Annotated in this window: 19 protein-coding genes; 13 read left to right on the top strand and 6 right to left on the bottom strand. The window is 54.0% G+C overall.

The genetic code is table 11. From position 1 onward, the window contains the following. The first annotated feature begins 4 nt into the window (after positions 1–4). Both VMT71_11280 and VMT71_11275 read left to right on the top strand, forming a co-directional pair. Entirely contained in the window at positions 5–1,165 is a 1,161-nt protein-coding gene (locus VMT71_11280) for a lipocalin-like domain-containing protein (protein HVN24545.1), read from the top strand. Between the two features lie 194 nt (positions 1,166–1,359). Next, the gene (locus VMT71_11275; GenBank protein HVN24544.1) at positions 1,360–1,827 is read left to right on the top strand and encodes a YbhB/YbcL family Raf kinase inhibitor-like protein; all 468 of its coding nucleotides are present in this window, start codon (positions 1,360–1,362) and stop codon (positions 1,825–1,827) included. A gap of 50 nt (positions 1,828–1,877) precedes the next feature. Here the strand turns inward: VMT71_11275 and VMT71_11270 are convergent, their stop codons facing one another. The 3 genes from VMT71_11270 to VMT71_11260 all read right to left on the bottom strand — a co-directional run bounded on the left by VMT71_11270 (position 1,878) and on the right by VMT71_11260 (position 4,083). Then, complete coding sequence (locus tag VMT71_11270; GenBank protein HVN24543.1) at positions 1,878–2,504, bottom strand: HPr family phosphocarrier protein; 627 nt, start codon at positions 2,502–2,504, stop codon at positions 1,878–1,880. Between the two features lie 156 nt (positions 2,505–2,660). Continuing rightward, the gene (locus VMT71_11265) at positions 2,661–3,248 is read right to left on the bottom strand and encodes a DUF4337 domain-containing protein (protein ID HVN24542.1); all 588 of its coding nucleotides are present in this window, start codon (positions 3,246–3,248) and stop codon (positions 2,661–2,663) included. Between the two features lie 58 nt (positions 3,249–3,306). Next, positions 3,307–4,083: an undecaprenyl-diphosphate phosphatase gene (locus VMT71_11260; GenBank protein ID HVN24541.1), complete on the bottom strand. Its 777-nt coding sequence runs from the start codon at positions 4,081–4,083 to the stop codon at positions 3,307–3,309. Between the two features lie 154 nt (positions 4,084–4,237). On the opposite strand from VMT71_11260, the gene VMT71_11255 reads away from it, so the two are divergent. Continuing rightward, a complete protein-coding gene (locus VMT71_11255; GenBank protein HVN24540.1) occupies positions 4,238–4,399 on the top strand; it encodes a hypothetical protein in 162 nt (53 codons plus the stop codon). A gap of 22 nt (positions 4,400–4,421) precedes the next feature. Here VMT71_11255 and VMT71_11250 read toward each other — a convergent pair whose 3' ends face one another. Both VMT71_11250 and VMT71_11245 read right to left on the bottom strand, forming a co-directional pair. Next, the gene (locus VMT71_11250; GenBank protein HVN24539.1) at positions 4,422–4,811 is read right to left on the bottom strand and encodes a DUF1634 domain-containing protein; all 390 of its coding nucleotides are present in this window, start codon (positions 4,809–4,811) and stop codon (positions 4,422–4,424) included. Next, positions 4,808–5,638 carry a sulfite exporter TauE/SafE family protein gene (locus VMT71_11245; protein ID HVN24538.1) on the bottom strand — a complete coding sequence of 277 codons (831 nt, stop codon included), beginning with the start codon at positions 5,636–5,638 and terminating at the stop codon, positions 4,808–4,810. Before VMT71_11245 ends, VMT71_11250 begins: the two co-directional genes overlap by 4 nt. A gap of 474 nt (positions 5,639–6,112) precedes the next feature. Between VMT71_11245 and VMT71_11240 the strand changes: the two genes are divergently transcribed. The 4 genes from VMT71_11240 to VMT71_11225 all read left to right on the top strand — a co-directional run bounded on the left by VMT71_11240 (position 6,113) and on the right by VMT71_11225 (position 9,113). Beyond that, complete coding sequence (locus VMT71_11240; protein HVN24537.1) at positions 6,113–6,814, top strand: response regulator transcription factor; 702 nt, start codon at positions 6,113–6,115, stop codon at positions 6,812–6,814. Beyond that, positions 6,807–8,171 (top strand): ATP-binding protein, encoded by a 1,365-nt coding sequence (locus VMT71_11235; protein ID HVN24536.1) that lies wholly within the window; start codon positions 6,807–6,809, stop codon positions 8,169–8,171. Before VMT71_11240 ends, VMT71_11235 begins: the two co-directional genes overlap by 8 nt. Positions 8,172–8,239: 68 nt before the next feature. After that, positions 8,240–8,704 carry a hypothetical protein gene (locus VMT71_11230; GenBank protein ID HVN24535.1) on the top strand — a complete coding sequence of 155 codons (465 nt, stop codon included), beginning with the start codon at positions 8,240–8,242 and terminating at the stop codon, positions 8,702–8,704. A 58-nt stretch (positions 8,705–8,762) separates the two neighbouring features. Then, on the top strand, positions 8,763–9,113 hold the full coding sequence (locus tag VMT71_11225) for a hypothetical protein (protein HVN24534.1): 351 nt from the start codon (positions 8,763–8,765) through the stop codon (positions 9,111–9,113). A 75-nt stretch (positions 9,114–9,188) separates the two neighbouring features. Here the strand turns inward: VMT71_11225 and VMT71_11220 are convergent, their stop codons facing one another. Beyond that, positions 9,189–10,571, bottom strand: coding sequence for a sigma 54-interacting transcriptional regulator (locus VMT71_11220; protein ID HVN24533.1), 1,383 nt, complete (start codon positions 10,569–10,571; stop codon positions 9,189–9,191). A gap of 227 nt (positions 10,572–10,798) precedes the next feature. Between VMT71_11220 and VMT71_11215 the strand changes: the two genes are divergently transcribed. The 6 genes from VMT71_11215 (at position 10,799) to nrfD (ending at position 16,069) form a co-directional block, all read left to right on the top strand. Beyond that, a complete protein-coding gene (locus VMT71_11215) occupies positions 10,799–11,257 on the top strand; it encodes a rhodanese-like domain-containing protein (GenBank protein HVN24532.1) in 459 nt (152 codons plus the stop codon). Between the two features lie 84 nt (positions 11,258–11,341). Beyond that, positions 11,342–13,528, top strand: coding sequence for a molybdopterin-dependent oxidoreductase (locus tag VMT71_11210; protein HVN24531.1), 2,187 nt, complete (start codon positions 11,342–11,344; stop codon positions 13,526–13,528). Between the two features lie 8 nt (positions 13,529–13,536). Then, the gene (locus VMT71_11205) at positions 13,537–14,082 is read left to right on the top strand and encodes a 4Fe-4S dicluster domain-containing protein (protein HVN24530.1); all 546 of its coding nucleotides are present in this window, start codon (positions 13,537–13,539) and stop codon (positions 14,080–14,082) included. A 5-nt stretch (positions 14,083–14,087) separates the two neighbouring features. Continuing rightward, the gene (locus VMT71_11200; protein ID HVN24529.1) at positions 14,088–14,720 is read left to right on the top strand and encodes a molecular chaperone TorD family protein; all 633 of its coding nucleotides are present in this window, start codon (positions 14,088–14,090) and stop codon (positions 14,718–14,720) included. Then, positions 14,713–14,970 (top strand): hypothetical protein, encoded by a 258-nt coding sequence (locus VMT71_11195; GenBank protein HVN24528.1) that lies wholly within the window; start codon positions 14,713–14,715, stop codon positions 14,968–14,970. The genes VMT71_11200 and VMT71_11195 overlap by 8 nt, the downstream gene beginning before the upstream one ends. 79 nt (positions 14,971–15,049) lie before the next feature. After that, entirely contained in the window at positions 15,050–16,069 is a 1,020-nt protein-coding gene (gene nrfD, locus VMT71_11190; protein HVN24527.1) for an NrfD/PsrC family molybdoenzyme membrane anchor subunit, read from the top strand. Positions 16,070–16,473: the final 404 nt, after the last annotated feature.

Below are 16,473 nucleotides of genomic sequence, written 5' to 3'. Positions count from 1 at the left end.
GACAGTGACGAGCATCAACCACAGGCTCAAGGCGCAAGGCGCAAGGCGCAAGGCTGCTACGCTTCTCGCTGCCGCCGTTCTGCTCGCAGTACCCTCACTGGTGCTGACAGAGTCGGCAGTCACTGATGCAGACTGGAAACAGGCGATCGGGCCGTGGCAGTGGGCTTTCCCCCGTGATCACGGCTCTCACCCCCAATTCCGTACGGAATGGTGGTACTTCACCGGCAACCTGGCGGACGCTACGGGAAAACGCTACGGATACCAAGTCACTTTCTTTCGCCAGGCTGTTCTTAAACATCCCGAAGATCCGCAGAATGCCTGGTCCCTGCGCGACCTCTATCTCGCCCATTTTACTCTTACCGACGCCGCAGCCGGACGTTTCTCCTATGACGAAAGGGTATCGAGGAGTGGGCCGGGACTCGCCGGAGCCGCTCAGGATCGCATGCAGGTGTGGCTCCTCAGTTGGTCCGCAACAATGGAGAACAACACGATACACATCCAGGCACGCAACGATCAGATGAGCCTGGCGCTTGATCTCGCGCCGCGAAAATCGGTTGTGCTCCACGGTGAACATGGATTGAGCAGGAAAGGACCGCGGGGGGGACAAGCGAGCTACTACTATTCATTTACAGATCTGGAGACGGTTGGCACGTTGAAGACGCCTGGATCACCACACACCCTCCCAGTGAAAGGGACAAGCTGGTTCGACCACGAGTTCGGTTCGAATCAGCTGGCTGGCGACCAGGTCGGATGGGACTGGTTCAGTATTCATCTGTCAGATAGGCGGGATCTGATGATCTACCTCTTGAGACGCAAAGATGGCACTGTGGAGCCCTCGTCATCGGGGACTCTTGTGGACCATTCGGGACGGGTAACACACCTCAGGCTTGGAGATATCCAGATGGAAGTGCTTGATCGTTGGAAGAGCCAGAAGAGTGAAGCGGTCTATCCGAGCCACTGGCGCATAAGCATACCTTCGCAGCGCATAGAGGTCAGTGTGAAACCCCTTGTCGCGGACCAGGAACTTCTCACCGAAGGCTCTACGGGCATCATCTATTGGGAAGGTACGGTCATCGGCACCGGGACATCGGGAGGGAAAGAAGTCTCCTGTGAGGGCTATATCGAGATGACAGGTTACGCCAAGAGTATTGGCGGAATCTTCTGAAGAGATCTTGACGGAGTCCTCGTTGACATGGCCTCCGGGCGAGACTTAGGTTACGATATACTGGGGGACAAATGAGAGAATTCCGGCGCACGTGTTTCAGCACAAAACTCTTCCAATTGACCCGCAGGACAATGCTTGCGGTGTGGTTTGTGCTACTGGCCCTTGCACACGCGCAGGGGCAAGGAGGGAGTGACATGGAGATTTCATCGACCGCCTTAAAGGATGGAGAAAAAATCCCGGTTCAGTATGTTATGCCGGGAGCAGGAGGGAAGAACGTCTCACTCCCTCTTGCGTGGAAGAACGCACCTGCGGGAACAAAGTCCTTTGCCCTTTCCATGGTTGATCCTCATCCGGTGGCAAGGAATTGGGTCCATTGGCTCGTGATCAATATCCCTGCGACGACTACCGCACTTGAACCGGGAACATCCGGAAAGAAAATGCCCCCTGGATCCCTCGAACTGAAGAATTCCTTCGGGGAAACCGGCTATGGAGGACCGCAGCCACCGAAAGGTTCGGGCGACCACCCCTACGTGATCACCCTCTACGCCCTGAGCGTCGAGAAACTTGATCTGGACACAAACGTTTCACTCCAGGCCTTTCAGAAAGCACTGGAAGGCAAGACGCTGGCTACGACGAAGATCACTGGAAAATTTGGTCTATGACTATGACGGGGTGGCACCGGGTTAGGAAACGTCCGCGGTAGCCGAAACGCCTAGGGTGACTCCGTATCCGGTTCACTGAGGAGGAGTGTGACCTCGTCCAGAGCCTCTTTAGCCTGTGCTCCGGTAGCTATAAACTGCAATTCTTCTCCCATGGCTGCGTCCAGCTGAAGGATTGAAATAACCGATTTTACATTCAGGTATTCTTTTCCATTCAGAACCAGGTTGTAGTATTCCATCCCCTTTCTGTGAACATAGATGTCACAGTCACAACTCCTGGCAATTTCCGAAAGCCGTGACGCAGGACCCATGTGGAGGCCCTCCTTGTTCTGAACAATCAGATTGACCTGCAGGAAGCCGTGGGCTTGGAGCGATTCCTTCGCCTCCCTCCATATATGGGCATACTTTACGATCCATTCCTGTGAGGCCACCCTCCTCCCTATATCGTATCCGGCTTCGGTCGAGCGCAAATACTTATGTCTCTCGATCTCCCTCATCTGCTCCTCGTTGTCCAGCCGCTGCTTCTCCTGAAGCCAGCCTGCCCTGTATTTTTCGACAAAGTCCTCGATGGCTTCCTCGATAGAGACCTCCCGGCCCTGGTTTACGGACATAAAGTATTTATGAGTCTCTATTGCGGCCAGCTCCGACGGAATGAGATCGACCTTCTTCACATCCACCATGTACGTGTGACCCCCCCCCTTAGCATTCCAGCATAGCTGCGTTGTCTTACAACATCGCCCAATGCAAACAGCCGGCCAAAAATCCGACTAACCAATCACTATTTCAATCCGCGGAAAAAGGCACTACAGAGCTATTTAAGACGCGAAGGGCCATTATCAATGCAGAAACGGCACACGGAATACCATCAGAAACCCGTTAAGAGAAAGAAGAACCCCGGCTGCAGCGCTCACGAGGGAAAAATAAAAGATAGGACGAAATGCAGACAGAATTGCTATGGAGGCCATGACAATCGCGATCTGCAGCAATACTTCTGCATACTCGAAATAAGGGTCTTTGGCCCGATAGGTGTCCCGCTCCTTCTCTACCTTCTTTGCTTCTTCCTCAACCTGCTTCTTCTCCGCGGCGAACCTGTCTGCCTCGTCACTCGACTTCTTTATCAATAATTGGATTTTCTCTCTGGCCTGATGGGTCATAGTGTTGTCGCGATCGAGGAGCTGCGCCTCCAGCATCAGGCTTTGCGACCTGTACAGATGTTCACGGATGACTTTCGCCTGATAGTAGGCCCACTGGTTGGATGCCTCCTGCTGCGCAAGCAGCATTTCTTTCATGGCCTTACTGCCACCCAATGAGGTGATGGCCAGGAATACAGCAAAGACAGCCGTGACCAGCGCCACCCGCTTCGTAAAGCTCTTTTCTTTCTCCTTTTCCAGCTCTTCCATATTCGGGAGTTCGAGCTCCGGCATCTGGTTCACCCCTCCTCACCGGGACTGCGATACGCATCGGACTCGCGTTCGGACTGTGTCACTTCAGTACAAGGAAAACCCAGAAAAAAAGCGCAACCGCAACACGATATATCCCGAACGGGATAAATGTGTGGTGCTTGATGAAGTTGAGCAGAAACTTGACAGCCAGCAATGCCGCAACGAAGGAGACAACAAATCCGACTGCCAGGGACCCAAGCTGCGCCATGGAAAAACTTCCGGCGTTCTTGTAAAGATCAAGACAGGTCGCCGCAAGCATGGTGGGTACTGCCAGCAGAAAGGAAAACTCGACGATCGTCTTGCGCCTGACTCCCAGGAGCAGACCTCCGACTATAGTCGCAGCAGCCCTCGAGACTCCTGGAATCATCGCTATGGACTGAAACACGCCGATCACGAGTGCGGTGGAGTACGGTATGGAAGATAGCTCATCGAAGGGCTCTACTCTTCGGCGATGCAGAATTTCAAAGATAATCAGGAATATACCTCCGATGAATAAAGACCAGAGCACGACACCCGTGCCCGCAAGGAGATATTTCTTGATGATCTTATAGAAGAGAAGCCCCAGTACCGCCGTGGGGAGGAAGGCTGCAAGAACACGTTTTGCGATTTCCCTGTCCACAAAAAGGGATCTCCAGTAGAGAACCACCACGGAGAGAATAGCGCCAAGCTGTATAGCAATCTCGAAAGTTTTGAGAAATTCTGTCTGGCCCAGTCCCATAACCTGGGCTGTCAGCATCAGGTGGCCGGTCGATGATATGGGCAAAAACTCGGTGATGCCCTCAACTATTCCGAAGATTATGGCGTGCAGAAAATCCATCGCCAATATTTGTCCATTTCAGACTGCTCTTGTCAATCCTTTTTCTTTCCTTTTCCTGGCGCTCGCTTTTACGCGCTTTCATTCTATCTTCGGGATTGACAGGTGCGCAGCACGTGTGTTTCTTAAAGTGTAGGGTCTAGAGGAGGACAAAGAGATGAAAAGATTGAAATTGAGCCTGCTGCTCATCGGCACGTCGCTTTTCGCCTACGCATGCGCAACGTCGTGCGGCCCGGGACCGGGACAGAGCACCGCTCCGGCCAGCTATCCCAGCGGATACACGCTCGAAAAGCAAGCCGAAAAAGCGCCTTCGAAATAGGCGATCCTCACTAACAAGAAATTCAATGCAGCAGCAGGCTTATCGTGAGGAGTACGAGGACAAACGAGGTGATCACCAGGTATTTCGCGTTTTCCCTGGCCGCAAAATAGATGACCGAAAGCAGGGCCCTGATGTAAGGCGTCAGGATGAGCACCGCGATACCGATGGTAATCACCCTGATAGACAATTCGGAGTTTGATTCCCTGAAGAGTTGCACAAAAAACAGAAAAAAATCTTCCCCCCGGAGAAACATCTGGCTGCTGTGAGAAACAGCCACATTGCCGTATTCACGATAAAAAAGAACCATACCTGCGATTACAAACAGGAGGCTTGTTATGACGCCCCCGATGAGGACGTAGCTGATCAGCATCTCCAGTTTGGTCTCTCCGCTGCCTGTCGCTCTTCGATTCATAAGAGTCTGACCCCTTTATAGAGCATCTGCACAATCAGCAGGACGACAATACAATAGAAAAGGAGGCGCAACGTATGATCGTTGAGCCTGTTCAATACCCTGCCCCCTGCTATTGCACCGAGAGTGGTACCTACTGCCAACGGCGCCATCAAGGTCACATTCAGAAGGCCGCTGAAGAAGTAGACGCTGATGCCGGCCAACGCCGTCATGCCCACAATGAAATTGCTCGTGGTGCTCGCTACTTTTGGCGGAAGCCTCAGTATGTTCTCCTGCACCGTCACCTTGAAAGCCCCTGCTCCGATGCCAAGCATGCCTGCGGCGAGACCCGCAACCATCATACCCAACCCGCCAAGCAACGGCCGCTCCGCCGTATAGTCGACGGTTTCCCTCTTTGCCTCATCGAAATAGCTCCCTTCCAGCTGAAGCCATCGCGAAAGGCGTATATGCGCGGGAGTTGCAGAACTGGCAATCGGCCGGTGGCGCAATTTCAGGAATGAGGTCATCAGAAAAAGCGCGAAGAAGAAATAGAGATAGACGGGTGCGATCAGGGTCGTGATCGTCGCCCCTATGATGGCTCCGACACTTGTGAACATTTCGAGGTACATGGCGATCTTAACGTTAGCAAGTTTATCCTTCACGTATGCGGATGCCGAGCCGCTGGATGTAGCGATGACGCTGACAAGCGCTGACGCGATAGCTTCTTTTATGGGCAATCCAAGAAAAACAAGAATCGGCACGAGGATACTGGCTCCTCCCAGGCCGGTGAGAGAACCAACAAACCCGACCGGCAGTGAAACCAGGAGAAGGGAAATCATGTCAAGGGCCACAATTCACCATTCGAAAAAGGAGCGAGGCTGTTCTCAGCGCTGTCGCTACCCGGGATGGTTCCACTACTAAAAATAATACCGCGCACTTAATTCTATGCGATAACCCTTATGCTTTTCACCTGATTCGCGCATCCGACCTCATATCGAACGACAGCGCGAGGTGCTGAGAAAGGTTCGCCTTGGCTATACGCATGGTACTCACGATCCGGCCGGCTGAGAGCTCCCCCTGCTTCAACGGACTCAGTATCTGAAGCCTCTTGGGGTTTGCGAGGGTCTGACAGATATCTGCCTGCGGCTCAAAGCGTTTGACTTCAGAGGTGGCTCAGGTCGTTTCATTGTCTCTTTGTCTCGCATAATATAAACACTACAATGCACCCGCATTCTTTTTGTCAAGCCACCGGGTATCGAAGCGATTGGTTTATGATTGCCCGGCAAAGGCTTGTCCCGGTGTTCATTATAGTATAAACTTGCGGCATGCTTTACCCGGTACTTGTCGTTGAAGATGACCCCAAGATAGCGCGTATCGTTAAAGTCTACCTTGAGGGTGCGGGTTTCAGAGTGGTGCACGTCGACCGGGGAAAGGATGCGATCGAAGCGGCCCAGAAAGAATCCCCCCTGCTCGCCATCCTCGACCTGATGCTTCCCGATATGAGCGGTGAGAATGTCTGTCTCCAACTTAAAGAAATGGCCGACATACCCATCATCATGCTCACCGCAAAAGCCTCTGAAGAGGAGAGAGTCGCAGGGTTTGCTCTCGGAGCCGACGATTACGTGGTAAAACCCTTCAGCCCGAGGGAACTGGTGTTCAGGGTCAAGTCAGTCCTGAAGCGCTTCGAAAAGAAAGACCTTGCTGGGACAGAACCTTTGAGTTTTAATCGTGGAGCCCTGATTCTCGACGGACAGAGTTACAAAGCCACCAGGAAGGGGAAGGCGTTGGACCTCACGCCCACCGAGTTCAAGGTACTCTTCACACTTGCCGTGGCTCCGGAACGAGTCTTTACCAGAGGGGAACTCGTGGAAAAAGCCCTCGGGTACCAATTCGAAGGATACGAAAGAAGCGTTGACGCGCACATAAAGAATATTCGGCGCAAGCTGGATGATGATCCTCAAAACCCGACCTTTATCCAGACGATCTACGGCATAGGGTACCGGTTCCTCGCGAGCAGAGATGCTTAAAAGTCTCAGGCTCAAGTTCCTCGTACTTCTTCTCGGGGTGGCGGTAGTTGCCCTGTCGGGCACCATCATTCTCAGAGAATTGATGCTGAGCGACTTCGCCGCATATCTTGAAGGCGAATCGGAAAATAAGGCCTATTGGATCCAAGCTGCACTCGAAGGAGCCTATGAGCGCAATGGCGGATGGAAAATCGATGCTCAGGCGGAAGACGTACTCTGGGCACTAACACTGGGCTTCGAAATGCGGCTCCTGAACCAGCAAGGAGAGATGATCGTCGACACAGAACACGCAATCCGCAACGCGTCTCCCTCAGTAAAAAGGAGGCTGAGCGCCCTTTCGGAATTCAGAGTTTCGAGCGGTACCGGCGAATTTGCCCCCTACCCGCTTTTTCTCGGAGGTAAGCAAATAGGTACGCTCGAATTGCACCCGCTCCAGCCGACCGATTCGGCTCTCTTCGTCAGAAGGACCGATCTCTTTTTGGCATTGTCGGTACTCGCCGTCGGGGGGCTCGCCATCCTTATCAGTGTGCTATTTTCACTTCGCCTGACCCGTCCCGTGAAAGAACTTTCCCAGGCAGCCTCAGCTATCAGCCGCGGTGACCTGAAGCGCCGCGTGACGATATCGCGACAGGACGAGCTCGGGGAGCTAGCCAGCACGTTTAACCGCATGGCGCAGGACCTCGAGATACAGGAATCTTTGCGGCGCAAGCTGATTGCCGATGTCGCACATGAACTGAGGACTCCACTTGGTGTGATGCGCGGCGAATTAGAAGGCATGATGGACGGATTGATCCAGACTGACGAACAGCGTTTACAATCACTCTATGATGAAACAGGGCGCCTCAAGCATCTGGTCGATGGCATCGAAGAACTGAATCAGGCAGAAGCAAGCAGTCTGACACTACGGCCGCAGAGGATCGCTCTGAAGCCGCTTCTCGATAATATCATCGAACGGCTGCGAGGCAGATTCGAAGGAAAGGGACTGACGCTAGAACTTGCCTGCAGCGACACCGAGGAACTCTACGCCGACCCGGAAAAAATGAGCCAGATAGTTTTGAACCTCCTGAGCAACGCGTTAAAAGCAACGGAGAATGGCGGACAGGTTACGGTGGCTGTAGCCTCGGGCAAGGCAGAACTACGGATCGTCGTAGAGGACAGCGGCTGCGGCATAAGCGAAAAAGACCTGCCTTTCATCTTCGAGAGGTTCTATCACGCCGCCGGCGAGGGTCTCGGCATCGGCCTCACGATCGTGAAAGAGCTGGTGGAGGCACAGGGAGGGCGGATTGAGGCAAAGAGCGCAGTGAATAGGGGCTCTGCGTTCACCATTATTTTTCCTGCCCGCCTTCACAATTCTTCATAATTCATTCGTGGTGTTTTCACATTCCTCCTTTATACTTCTGGAAAATCCAAGTAAGAGGAGGTAAGGAAATGAAGAAGGTATCGGTAGTGGTTATGGCAGTAGCGGTTGCACTTCTCTTGGGCATGGCAGCACATGCTGCACCGCAGGCATCCGGCCAGGGTGTGAATCAGCCGGTGGACGTGAATGCACTGAGGCAGTTCCAGAAGGAGACGCTCCCGCTGCGCGATGAAATGGCAGCCAAAAGGCTGGAGCTCCGGAATGAATATGCGCAGCCGACTCCCGACCTGGCTAAGATTGCCAAGATCCAGCACGAGATGATCGACCTGCGGACAAAGATCCAAACCGCGGCGCAGAAGCAGGGGTTGCCCGCCTTTGGCCGCGGATGGATGATGGCCGGTGGCGGTTGCGGTGCAGGCTACGGTCGTGGCTTTGGCCCGGGTGCAGGTAACGGACCAGGTCCGGGTCGTGGTGGATTCCGTGGCGGCCACGGCGCTGGCTGGGGTGGCGGTTGCGGCGGTTGCTCTGGTTGGTAAACAACTCTTCGTCGGGTCCCGGCCTGACCGGGGCCCGATACCCGCAGAGGAGCCTTTAATGCGGATAGTAGTAGTCGCACTCTTTATCCTGTCTGTCGCAACGCTTGTGTCTCCCGCCAAGACAGCGGCTCAACCGGGCGGGCCCGGGGGTTATCGCGGCATGCCCTATGGTCAGTTCTGCCCGGGCATGCAGTGGGGACCCTATGGGGCGCGAAAACCAGTCAGAACGCCTGACGAAGCCAAGGTCGTGATCGAAACGTATTTTACAAATCTCGGCCGGGAAGTCCAGGCTGGCAAGATCGAAGAGCACACATTCTATTTTCAGGTGGAGATACTCGACCGCAGCGGCACGTTGATCGATACGGCTATTGTGGACAAGAGGTCGGGAAGAATCCGGTCAATCTACTGATCGCCCTCATCCACTAACCTGGAGAATCTTTTGCCACCAGAGACGTTTCATCTGAAGCACTCCCGTTGGAGAAGCTCACGACAATGTCTTGAAGTGCGTCTCTACTTTTATGTCGTGCTTCTTCAGCAACTTCCAGAGCGTAACACGGCTTACGCCCAAAGCCTCTGCAGCTCTCTGCCTGTTGCCTCCCGCATCTTCCAGGATTCTAATGAGCTGCCCGCGTTGATCGATTTTTGTGACATCGCCTTTCTTCAGTGAGCCCGCCCGGTGCGCGTGGGCAAAAAGCGGTGGCAAATGGTTAAGAGAAATGAGATCTCCCTCACAGACCACGAAGGCGTACTCGAGTACGTTTATAAGCTCCCTCACGTTACCCGGCCACTGGTAAGCCATAAGTCTTTCCAGGGTCGCTTCCGTCACTCCACGAATCTGCTTTTCGGTTCTCATGCGGATAGCCTTTACGAAATGGTCAACCAGCAACGGGATGTCTTCGGCCCTTTCCCTGAGGGCAGGTAAACTGATCGGTATCACATTCAGCCTGTAGTAGAGATCTTCTCTGAAGCGTCCCTCGCGACACAGTTCGACTAGGTCCCGGTGCGTCGCAGCCACAATGCGTGTATCAATACGAATGGGCCTATGGTCCCCTACCCGTTCCACTTCTTTTTCCTGCAACACCCGGAGCAGTTTTATCTGCGTTGAAAGCGGTACGTCACCTATCTCGTCCAGGAAGAGGTCTCCCTTATGCGCGGCTTCGAAGCGCCCCTGCCTGTCTCTCTCCGCGCCTGTGAAGGCACCTCTGATATGGCCGAAAAGCTCACTTTCCAGCAGCGACTCGTTCAAAGCCGCGCAGCTCACCTTAACAAAAGGACCCCTCTTCCTCCTGCCCTGTCTATGGATGGCATTCGCGACAAGTTCCTTTCCGGTTCCGCTTTCGCCGTAAATGATTATGGGAGCATCAGATGCGGCAGCGTTGCGGATGAGCTCGTAGACGCCAAGTATCTTTGCGCTTCTCCCGATAATCCCCTCGAATCCGTCGCTGGGCGAAAGAAGTGACTTGAGTTCCTTGATAGTCTGCTCCTTTGCCAGCAGATCTGTGATGTCCGTGAGCGTTTCAACTCCACCCACTACCTCTCCGTGACGATCCCTGAGCACAGCAGCGTTCTTCACAAGGTCCAGCGGGCGGCCATCTTTTCTCCGCAGCCGACAGCGACGCCTCACTACTGCACCTGCTCTGAAGAGCTCGCATTTCTTTGTTCGCCGGCCATCCTCGTCGAGACAAAAACAGGTGTCACAGTCAAGGATTTCGCACTGCCGTCCCACCAGCTCTGCTGCCGTATATCCCATGATCCGCTCAAGTGCATTGTTTACAGAGAGTATAGATCCTTCGCGATCCACCACCACGACACCGTCCATCATAGTATCGATAACCGTCTTCCAGTACTCCTGCAGGTTGTCTCTCACTGCACCCTCCCATTCCCGATCACCGTTTGTAGCTGAACATATGTTAGTTAACATACGTTAATTTTAACAGAGTGTCAAGTATCTTCCCAACCCAGCGAATCGCTGTTTACCCATTGATATATATGGGAAATCCAGGTGCCGGTCAGCATCAGCAGAATGGGGTATACACTTTGCTATTACTGATTTGTGCGGATTTTATCAATCTAGCTTAAAGGAGGAATTGCACCATGTACAGAAGACTGTTTGTTGTGATGGTAGGGCTGGCGCTTTTGTTTTCAACGGTTCACGTGGTGATGGCAGCCGATGCACCTGCTGCCGCGCCGATGAATCCGAAGGTTAAGGCACAGCTGGATTCAGCTAAGGCCTCGATAAAGAAGGTCTCGGCGGAAGATGCGAAAAAAGTACTCGATGCGAAAGAGAAGGTCATTTTTCTGGATGTCCGTGATCCCGGGGAATTCTCGGCCGGCCACCTTCCCGGCGCGATGAATATTTCCCGCGGAACCCTGGAATTCGTCGTCTTCAACCAGATCCCCGATCAGAATGCAAAAATTTACGTCTACTGCAAGACTACAGGCCGTTCGACCCTGGCCACAAGAACCTTAAACGACCTCGGGTATAAGAATGCGGTCCTGGTCGACGTGCAGTATGCTGACTGGGTCAAAGCCGGGTATCCTGTAGAGCGTTAAGGATCCGGATAAGCGGAGGATCGTGAGGGCATACGGACATTCCGGCTGCCCTTATTCCCTTCGACCATGCGATACTGTGATCACGTGAACGATAACCTTTTCAAGACATCACGTCGCACGTTTCTCAAGGGTTCGGCTTTGACTGCCGCTGCCCTGTCCGCGGGGACGTTCGGGTTGAAAGCGTGGAGTAAAACCACGGCTTCCGCCCCGGTGACGCGCGTTCCTACTATCTGCAATGGTTGCGGCAACCGCTGCGCCCTCTTCGTTTCGGTCAAGAACAAACGCATCTGGAAAGTGGAAGGCAACCCGGACGCGAACGGCAACCAGGGAGCTGTTTGTCCCAAGGGGCATGGCTATCTGCATGACTTGTACAATCCGAACAGGATCCGTTCTCCGTTGAAAAGAGTGAACGGGAAATTCGAGCCGGTTACGTGGGAGCAGGCATACAAAGAGATCGCACAAAAGGTTAACCTCATTCTGCTCGATAACGGTCCCGAGTCAATCTTCTGGGTCAACTACCCGCAACCCAACCAGGCGTACGCTCTCCGGCTCATGCACTCCATGAGCAGTCCCCACTATTTCACGCACGGATCGACCTGCTACACCGCCCGCAACGCCGGATGGAATTTCACCGTGGGAAAGCTTCCCTCCAACGACCTCGCCAACTCCCGCTTTATCATGATCGTGGGAAGAAATCCCGCCGGCGGCATCGATTTAGGCGAGGTCAAAGGTATCGTGAAGGCAAAGGAGAAGGGCGCGAAGCTGGTCGTCATTGATCCGCGCCACAGCGAAACAGCAATCCTCGCAGATGAATGGGTGCCTGTAAAACCCGGCACAGACCTGGCTCTCCTGCTCGCCATGATCAACGTGATGGTCGAGGAGAAACTCTACGACAGGAATTTTGTAGCTAACAGCACTGTCGGTTTTCAGCAGCTGGAGGACGAAATCATCAACTACCCGCCGCAATGGGCGGAGAAGATATGCGACATCCCGGCACAGACAATAATACGCCTGACGCGTGAAATTGCGCGCGAGAAACCGCAGGCGCTCATCCACCGCGGCTACCACGGCGCTTTTGGCGCACAGTATCTGAACAGCTTTCAGACCGCCCGCGCCATTGCCATTGCCAACGCCCTTCTCGGTAACATAAACCGCAAAGGGGGCATCTATTTCTCCGAGTCGGCAGAGTTCGGCGAACTGCAGCCGGCTCATCCGGTGCCTCCCGGCCCTTCAGTCGGCAAAGCCGATGGAACCGGCATACCCGGTCGGTACCCTCTGGGCTCCTACGGAGACGGCATATCACACGCGATACCCGAACTGGCACTTCGCGGCGTGTTGAAATGCGGTTTTGTGTACCACCATAACCCGCTCAGAACCAACCCCAACCCGAAACGTGTCATAGCAGGATACAAGAAGCTGGAGCTTCTGGTTGCGATCGACCCGGTGCTTTCTGAAACAGCCTCCATCGCCCACTACGTGCTCCCGGCTTCTTTCTACCTCGAAGCGGATGAGGCGGTAGACAACAAGCATTCGGGCAAGCGGGCGCAGGTCACCATACAGCAGAAAGTCGTGGATCCTCTCTTTGATACACGTTCCGGCTTCCAGATCATCGTTGATTTGGCAAAGCACCTGGGCGTAGGCAAGTATTTCAATTTCAGCCTCGATGAGGCGAACGAACTGCGCCTCAAGCCTTTCGGGGCGGACTTGAAGGACCTGAAAGCGAAGGGATTGCTGGAGGTCGGCCTACCCTGGACAGAAGGGTTCGAGAAACTGGAAACGCCTTCGGGAAAAGTAGAGATCGCGTCATCGACGCTTGAAAACCTCGGTTACCCGGCCATCCCGCGCTGGGAAGCCCCGCTTGTGTCCCCGGACGAGAAAGACGCGCATTCGTTCCGTCTGCTGCACGGCAAACAGGCAATACATACGCATGCAATGACTGCCAATCAGCCCTACCTTATGCAAGTCAGTCACCGCTACGACCTGATCCGCCTCTGGATGAATCGAGCGCGGGCCGAGAGGCTGGGAATCAAGAACGGCGATCTCGTTGAACTTAAATCGTTTATCGGGGAGGGCAGAATACGCGTGAAAGTAACCGAGGGCCTGCACCCTTCCTGCGTGTGGCTCCCCAGCGGTTATGGGATTTTCTCAAAACGCCTGACAACGGCGTATGATCACGGCCTTTCCTATAACGACTTCCTTCCCACGTTGTTTGATCCCTCTGTTGGACATGCCATGGCATCCGAGGTGATCGTGAGCGTCAGGAAGGTCTAAGAGGCTCTATGGCAAGATACGGCATGGTTATCGATGAGACAAAGTGCGTGGGCTGTCACGCATGTCGCGTTGCCTGCCAGAATCAAAACAATCTCCACGAGAACGACGCCTTCAACTTTCTCGTGGAAAAAGAATCAGGTACCTTTCCCAATTTCAGCCGCGGGTTCCTTCCCGCGCAGTGCCAGCACTGCGACAAACCGCCCTGTGTTTCAGTCTGTCCGACGGGCGCCTCCCGGAAGAGGAGTGATGGCGTTGTTATCGTCAAAGAAAAGGATTGCATCGGCTGTAAGTACTGTATTGCGGCCTGCCCTTATAACGCGCGAATCATTACAAAAAATGGCTCGGTAGACAAGTGCCGCTTCTGTATCGAGCTGGTGGAGTCGGGCGGCACGCCTGCCTGTGTGACCACATGTATGACCGGCGTGCGAATCTTTGGTGACCTGGATGACCCCGCAAGCGACATTGCGCAATTCATCGCTAAAAATCGCCGCAACCTGAGAGTATTGAAAGGCGAGTTACGCACGGGGCCAGCAGTATTTTACAGGAAGGCTTGAGAGTGATGACCGGGAAACAGAAGGAACAATTTTGTCTTTTAGCGGCTGCTCTGCTCTCGCCTCCTGACGGTGCGCTGGTGAGCGACCTGAAACAGGGGGAGCTTCGTGCTCAGCTCGATGCTTTGGTCCGGGCATTACATGCCGACAGGCAGATCCTTACACCTTTCCTTAAGGGCACGGATGAGCCGGAGTTTCTCTTGCGCCTGAAAAGAGAGTACCTGCGCCTTTTCGACCAGCACGAAGGGGAGAGGATTTCTCTGGTGGAATCGACCTACAAACCATGGACAGCAGACCAAACGTGTGCAATGGCTTTTGCGACATCCAGGGGTCTTCTCATGGGCGATCCTGCACTCCATATGTTCAAGCTCTACGAGGACGCGGCCATTGCAATTCCGGATGAGTTCCGGAGCCAGCCCGACCACCTCGTGCTGGAGCTTGAATTCCTCGGGCTTCTGTACAGGAGCGGATCACAAGGCCAGCTCTTACAGTTCATCCAGGACCACCTCGATTGGATCCCCGACCTTAAAACCGAACTGGAGAAAGCCGGTCCGCACGATTTTTATCGCAACAGCATTCAACTCATCCACCTTTTCATGCAGCATGAACAAAAAGTCAGGAACGGTGAAGCGCATGGATAGAAGAAACTTCTTTCTGTTTGCTGTTGGTGCAATCGCAACAGGCTGCCTTTCCATGATCGGCGGCTGTGGCAGAAGAGAGGATGCGCCAAGACTCGGTAATGAGGAGCGGTTATGGAGAATGGCGGCTGGTTCCGAAAAGCTCAACGAACCGGTCGATCTTGCGTATGCAAAGAATACGCCTGCGCTCTTCCGCGACGCATCCTTCGGTAAAGCAGACCCCAACTTCAAACCGAAAACAGGCGGCGGGTGAAGTTAGAGACAGGATCCGCCGGAGGCGGATCGGGCTGACGCGGTACGCCAGGCTAAGCCAAGCTGGCAAGGAGCACACCATGGAAGCAAACACATTTCTATTCTGGAACTGGACTGTGGTCGTATATCTTTTTCTTGCAGGCGTGAGCGCCGGCGCGTTCACTGTCTCTGCACTGGCATATCTGATCGACCGGGACAAGTACCTGGATATCATCCGTACAGGCGCCTATATTGCGCCATTCCCATTGATCGTTGGCCTCATCTGCCTCATCTGGGATCTCGAGAGGCCTTGGCTCTTCTGGAAACTGGTGGTGACGCTGCGGACCACGTCCGTCATGTCCTACGGTGCATGGCTCTTGCTCATATTCTCCGGACTCAGCTTTGTCTACTTCTATCTGTGGCTGCCGGAGCGCTTCGACATCCTGCAATTGACTCGTCTGCTGCCCGCGCGCCTGCGTGCACTGGGCCTCGTACGGTTGCTTGCGCCACATAGAGCACTCGGACGGCAAAGCCTCAACCGCTTCAGGGGCTGGATTGGAGTATTGGGCATACCTGTCGCTCTGCTGGTCGGCATATACACCGGCGTTCTCTTGAGCGTTGTTTCTGCAAGACCCTTCTGGAATAACCCCATGCTGCCCATGCTCTTTCTCATTTCAGCGTTGAAGACTGGCAGTGCTTCCATCTCTTTGGCCAATCTATATGTGAGCAGGTCCGGAGGCCCACGCTCTCAAGGGATCCTGACGAATACCCTCATGATGCTTACAGTCGATATGGTCCTGGTGATTCTTTCGATCATCACTATTGCTCTTTTCATCTTCGGATTCTATACCCCTGCGACGAGCTCGGGAGAAGCAGCGCAGCCTATAATGGGAGGAGCATACACGTTGCTCTTCTGGGGCTTGGTGATTGTGGCAGGTACTCTCTTTCCTCTTGCCATCGGGCTTTACGAAACGGCTCCTCATTTTTCCAAGACCACACGGCACCACGCACACAAAGGCTGGTTGACCGGAGCGGCAACCCTCGCTGTGCTTGCGGGCGGCTTTTTCCTCAGGTGGGTTGTTGTGTACGCCGGGCAGGCGACAGCAATGATCAGTTCATAAGAGCATTCAAGCGTCTGACTTTTCGCCGCTCCAGTTTAAAACATTACGCACATCTTCTCCTCGCCACAGTTCTGCAACCCCCTCAACTCCTTCGTGCGGGTGGGTACCAGTGAACCTTTCTCCTGCACGGGACACCCCTTGGACGCTTGCGCTTGGAGCCTTTGATGCTTAGTATCTAACCAGGGCGGAATTGGGAGGCTGTCAGGCGAACGAGAAGCCTTCGCCACGAAGGGATTTGACAGCGTACCATGCAGGACAACGGAACGCATCGCTCTTGCGACCCTTATCCAAAGTGCTTCTTGAAGTCTCCGGTTCCGCCTTGATTCCCGCATGGACACATAATACAGCACGTGCTGCCTTTATTAAAAGGATATAGGCAGACATCATCCGGACAGAAAGGACAG

It is taken from the genome of Syntrophorhabdales bacterium, assembly GCA_035541455.1.
In the GTDB taxonomy this organism is placed as follows: domain Bacteria; phylum Desulfobacterota; class Syntrophorhabdia; order Syntrophorhabdales; family WCHB1-27; genus JADGQN01.
The sequence above is the reverse complement of the archived record's forward strand: the minus strand, read 5'-3'. Positions and strand labels throughout refer to the sequence as shown.

Coding starts and splice junctions, on each gene's coding strand:
- VMT71_11275 (HVN24544.1), top strand. CDS start 1,360: ATGGAGATTTCATCGACCGCCTTAAAGGATGGAGAAAAAATCCCGGTT.
- VMT71_11270 (HVN24543.1), bottom strand. CDS start 2,504: ATGGTGGATGTGAAGAAGGTCGATCTCATTCCGTCGGAGCTGGCCGCA.
- VMT71_11265 (HVN24542.1), bottom strand. CDS start 3,248: ATGCCGGAGCTCGAACTCCCGAATATGGAAGAGCTGGAAAAGGAGAAA.
- VMT71_11260 (HVN24541.1), bottom strand. CDS start 4,083: ATGGATTTTCTGCACGCCATAATCTTCGGAATAGTTGAGGGCATCACC.
- VMT71_11255 (HVN24540.1), top strand. CDS start 4,238: ATGAAAAGATTGAAATTGAGCCTGCTGCTCATCGGCACGTCGCTTTTC.
- VMT71_11250 (HVN24539.1), bottom strand. CDS start 4,811: ATGAATCGAAGAGCGACAGGCAGCGGAGAGACCAAACTGGAGATGCTG.
- VMT71_11240 (HVN24537.1), top strand. CDS start 6,113: ATGCTTTACCCGGTACTTGTCGTTGAAGATGACCCCAAGATAGCGCGT.
- VMT71_11235 (HVN24536.1), top strand. CDS start 6,807: ATGCTTAAAAGTCTCAGGCTCAAGTTCCTCGTACTTCTTCTCGGGGTG.
- VMT71_11230 (HVN24535.1), top strand. CDS start 8,240: ATGAAGAAGGTATCGGTAGTGGTTATGGCAGTAGCGGTTGCACTTCTC.
- VMT71_11225 (HVN24534.1), top strand. CDS start 8,763: ATGCGGATAGTAGTAGTCGCACTCTTTATCCTGTCTGTCGCAACGCTT.
- VMT71_11215 (HVN24532.1), top strand. CDS start 10,799: ATGTACAGAAGACTGTTTGTTGTGATGGTAGGGCTGGCGCTTTTGTTT.
- VMT71_11205 (HVN24530.1), top strand. CDS start 13,537: ATGGCAAGATACGGCATGGTTATCGATGAGACAAAGTGCGTGGGCTGT.
- VMT71_11200 (HVN24529.1), top strand. CDS start 14,088: ATGACCGGGAAACAGAAGGAACAATTTTGTCTTTTAGCGGCTGCTCTG.
- VMT71_11195 (HVN24528.1), top strand. CDS start 14,713: ATGGATAGAAGAAACTTCTTTCTGTTTGCTGTTGGTGCAATCGCAACA.
- nrfD (HVN24527.1), top strand. CDS start 15,050: ATGGAAGCAAACACATTTCTATTCTGGAACTGGACTGTGGTCGTATAT.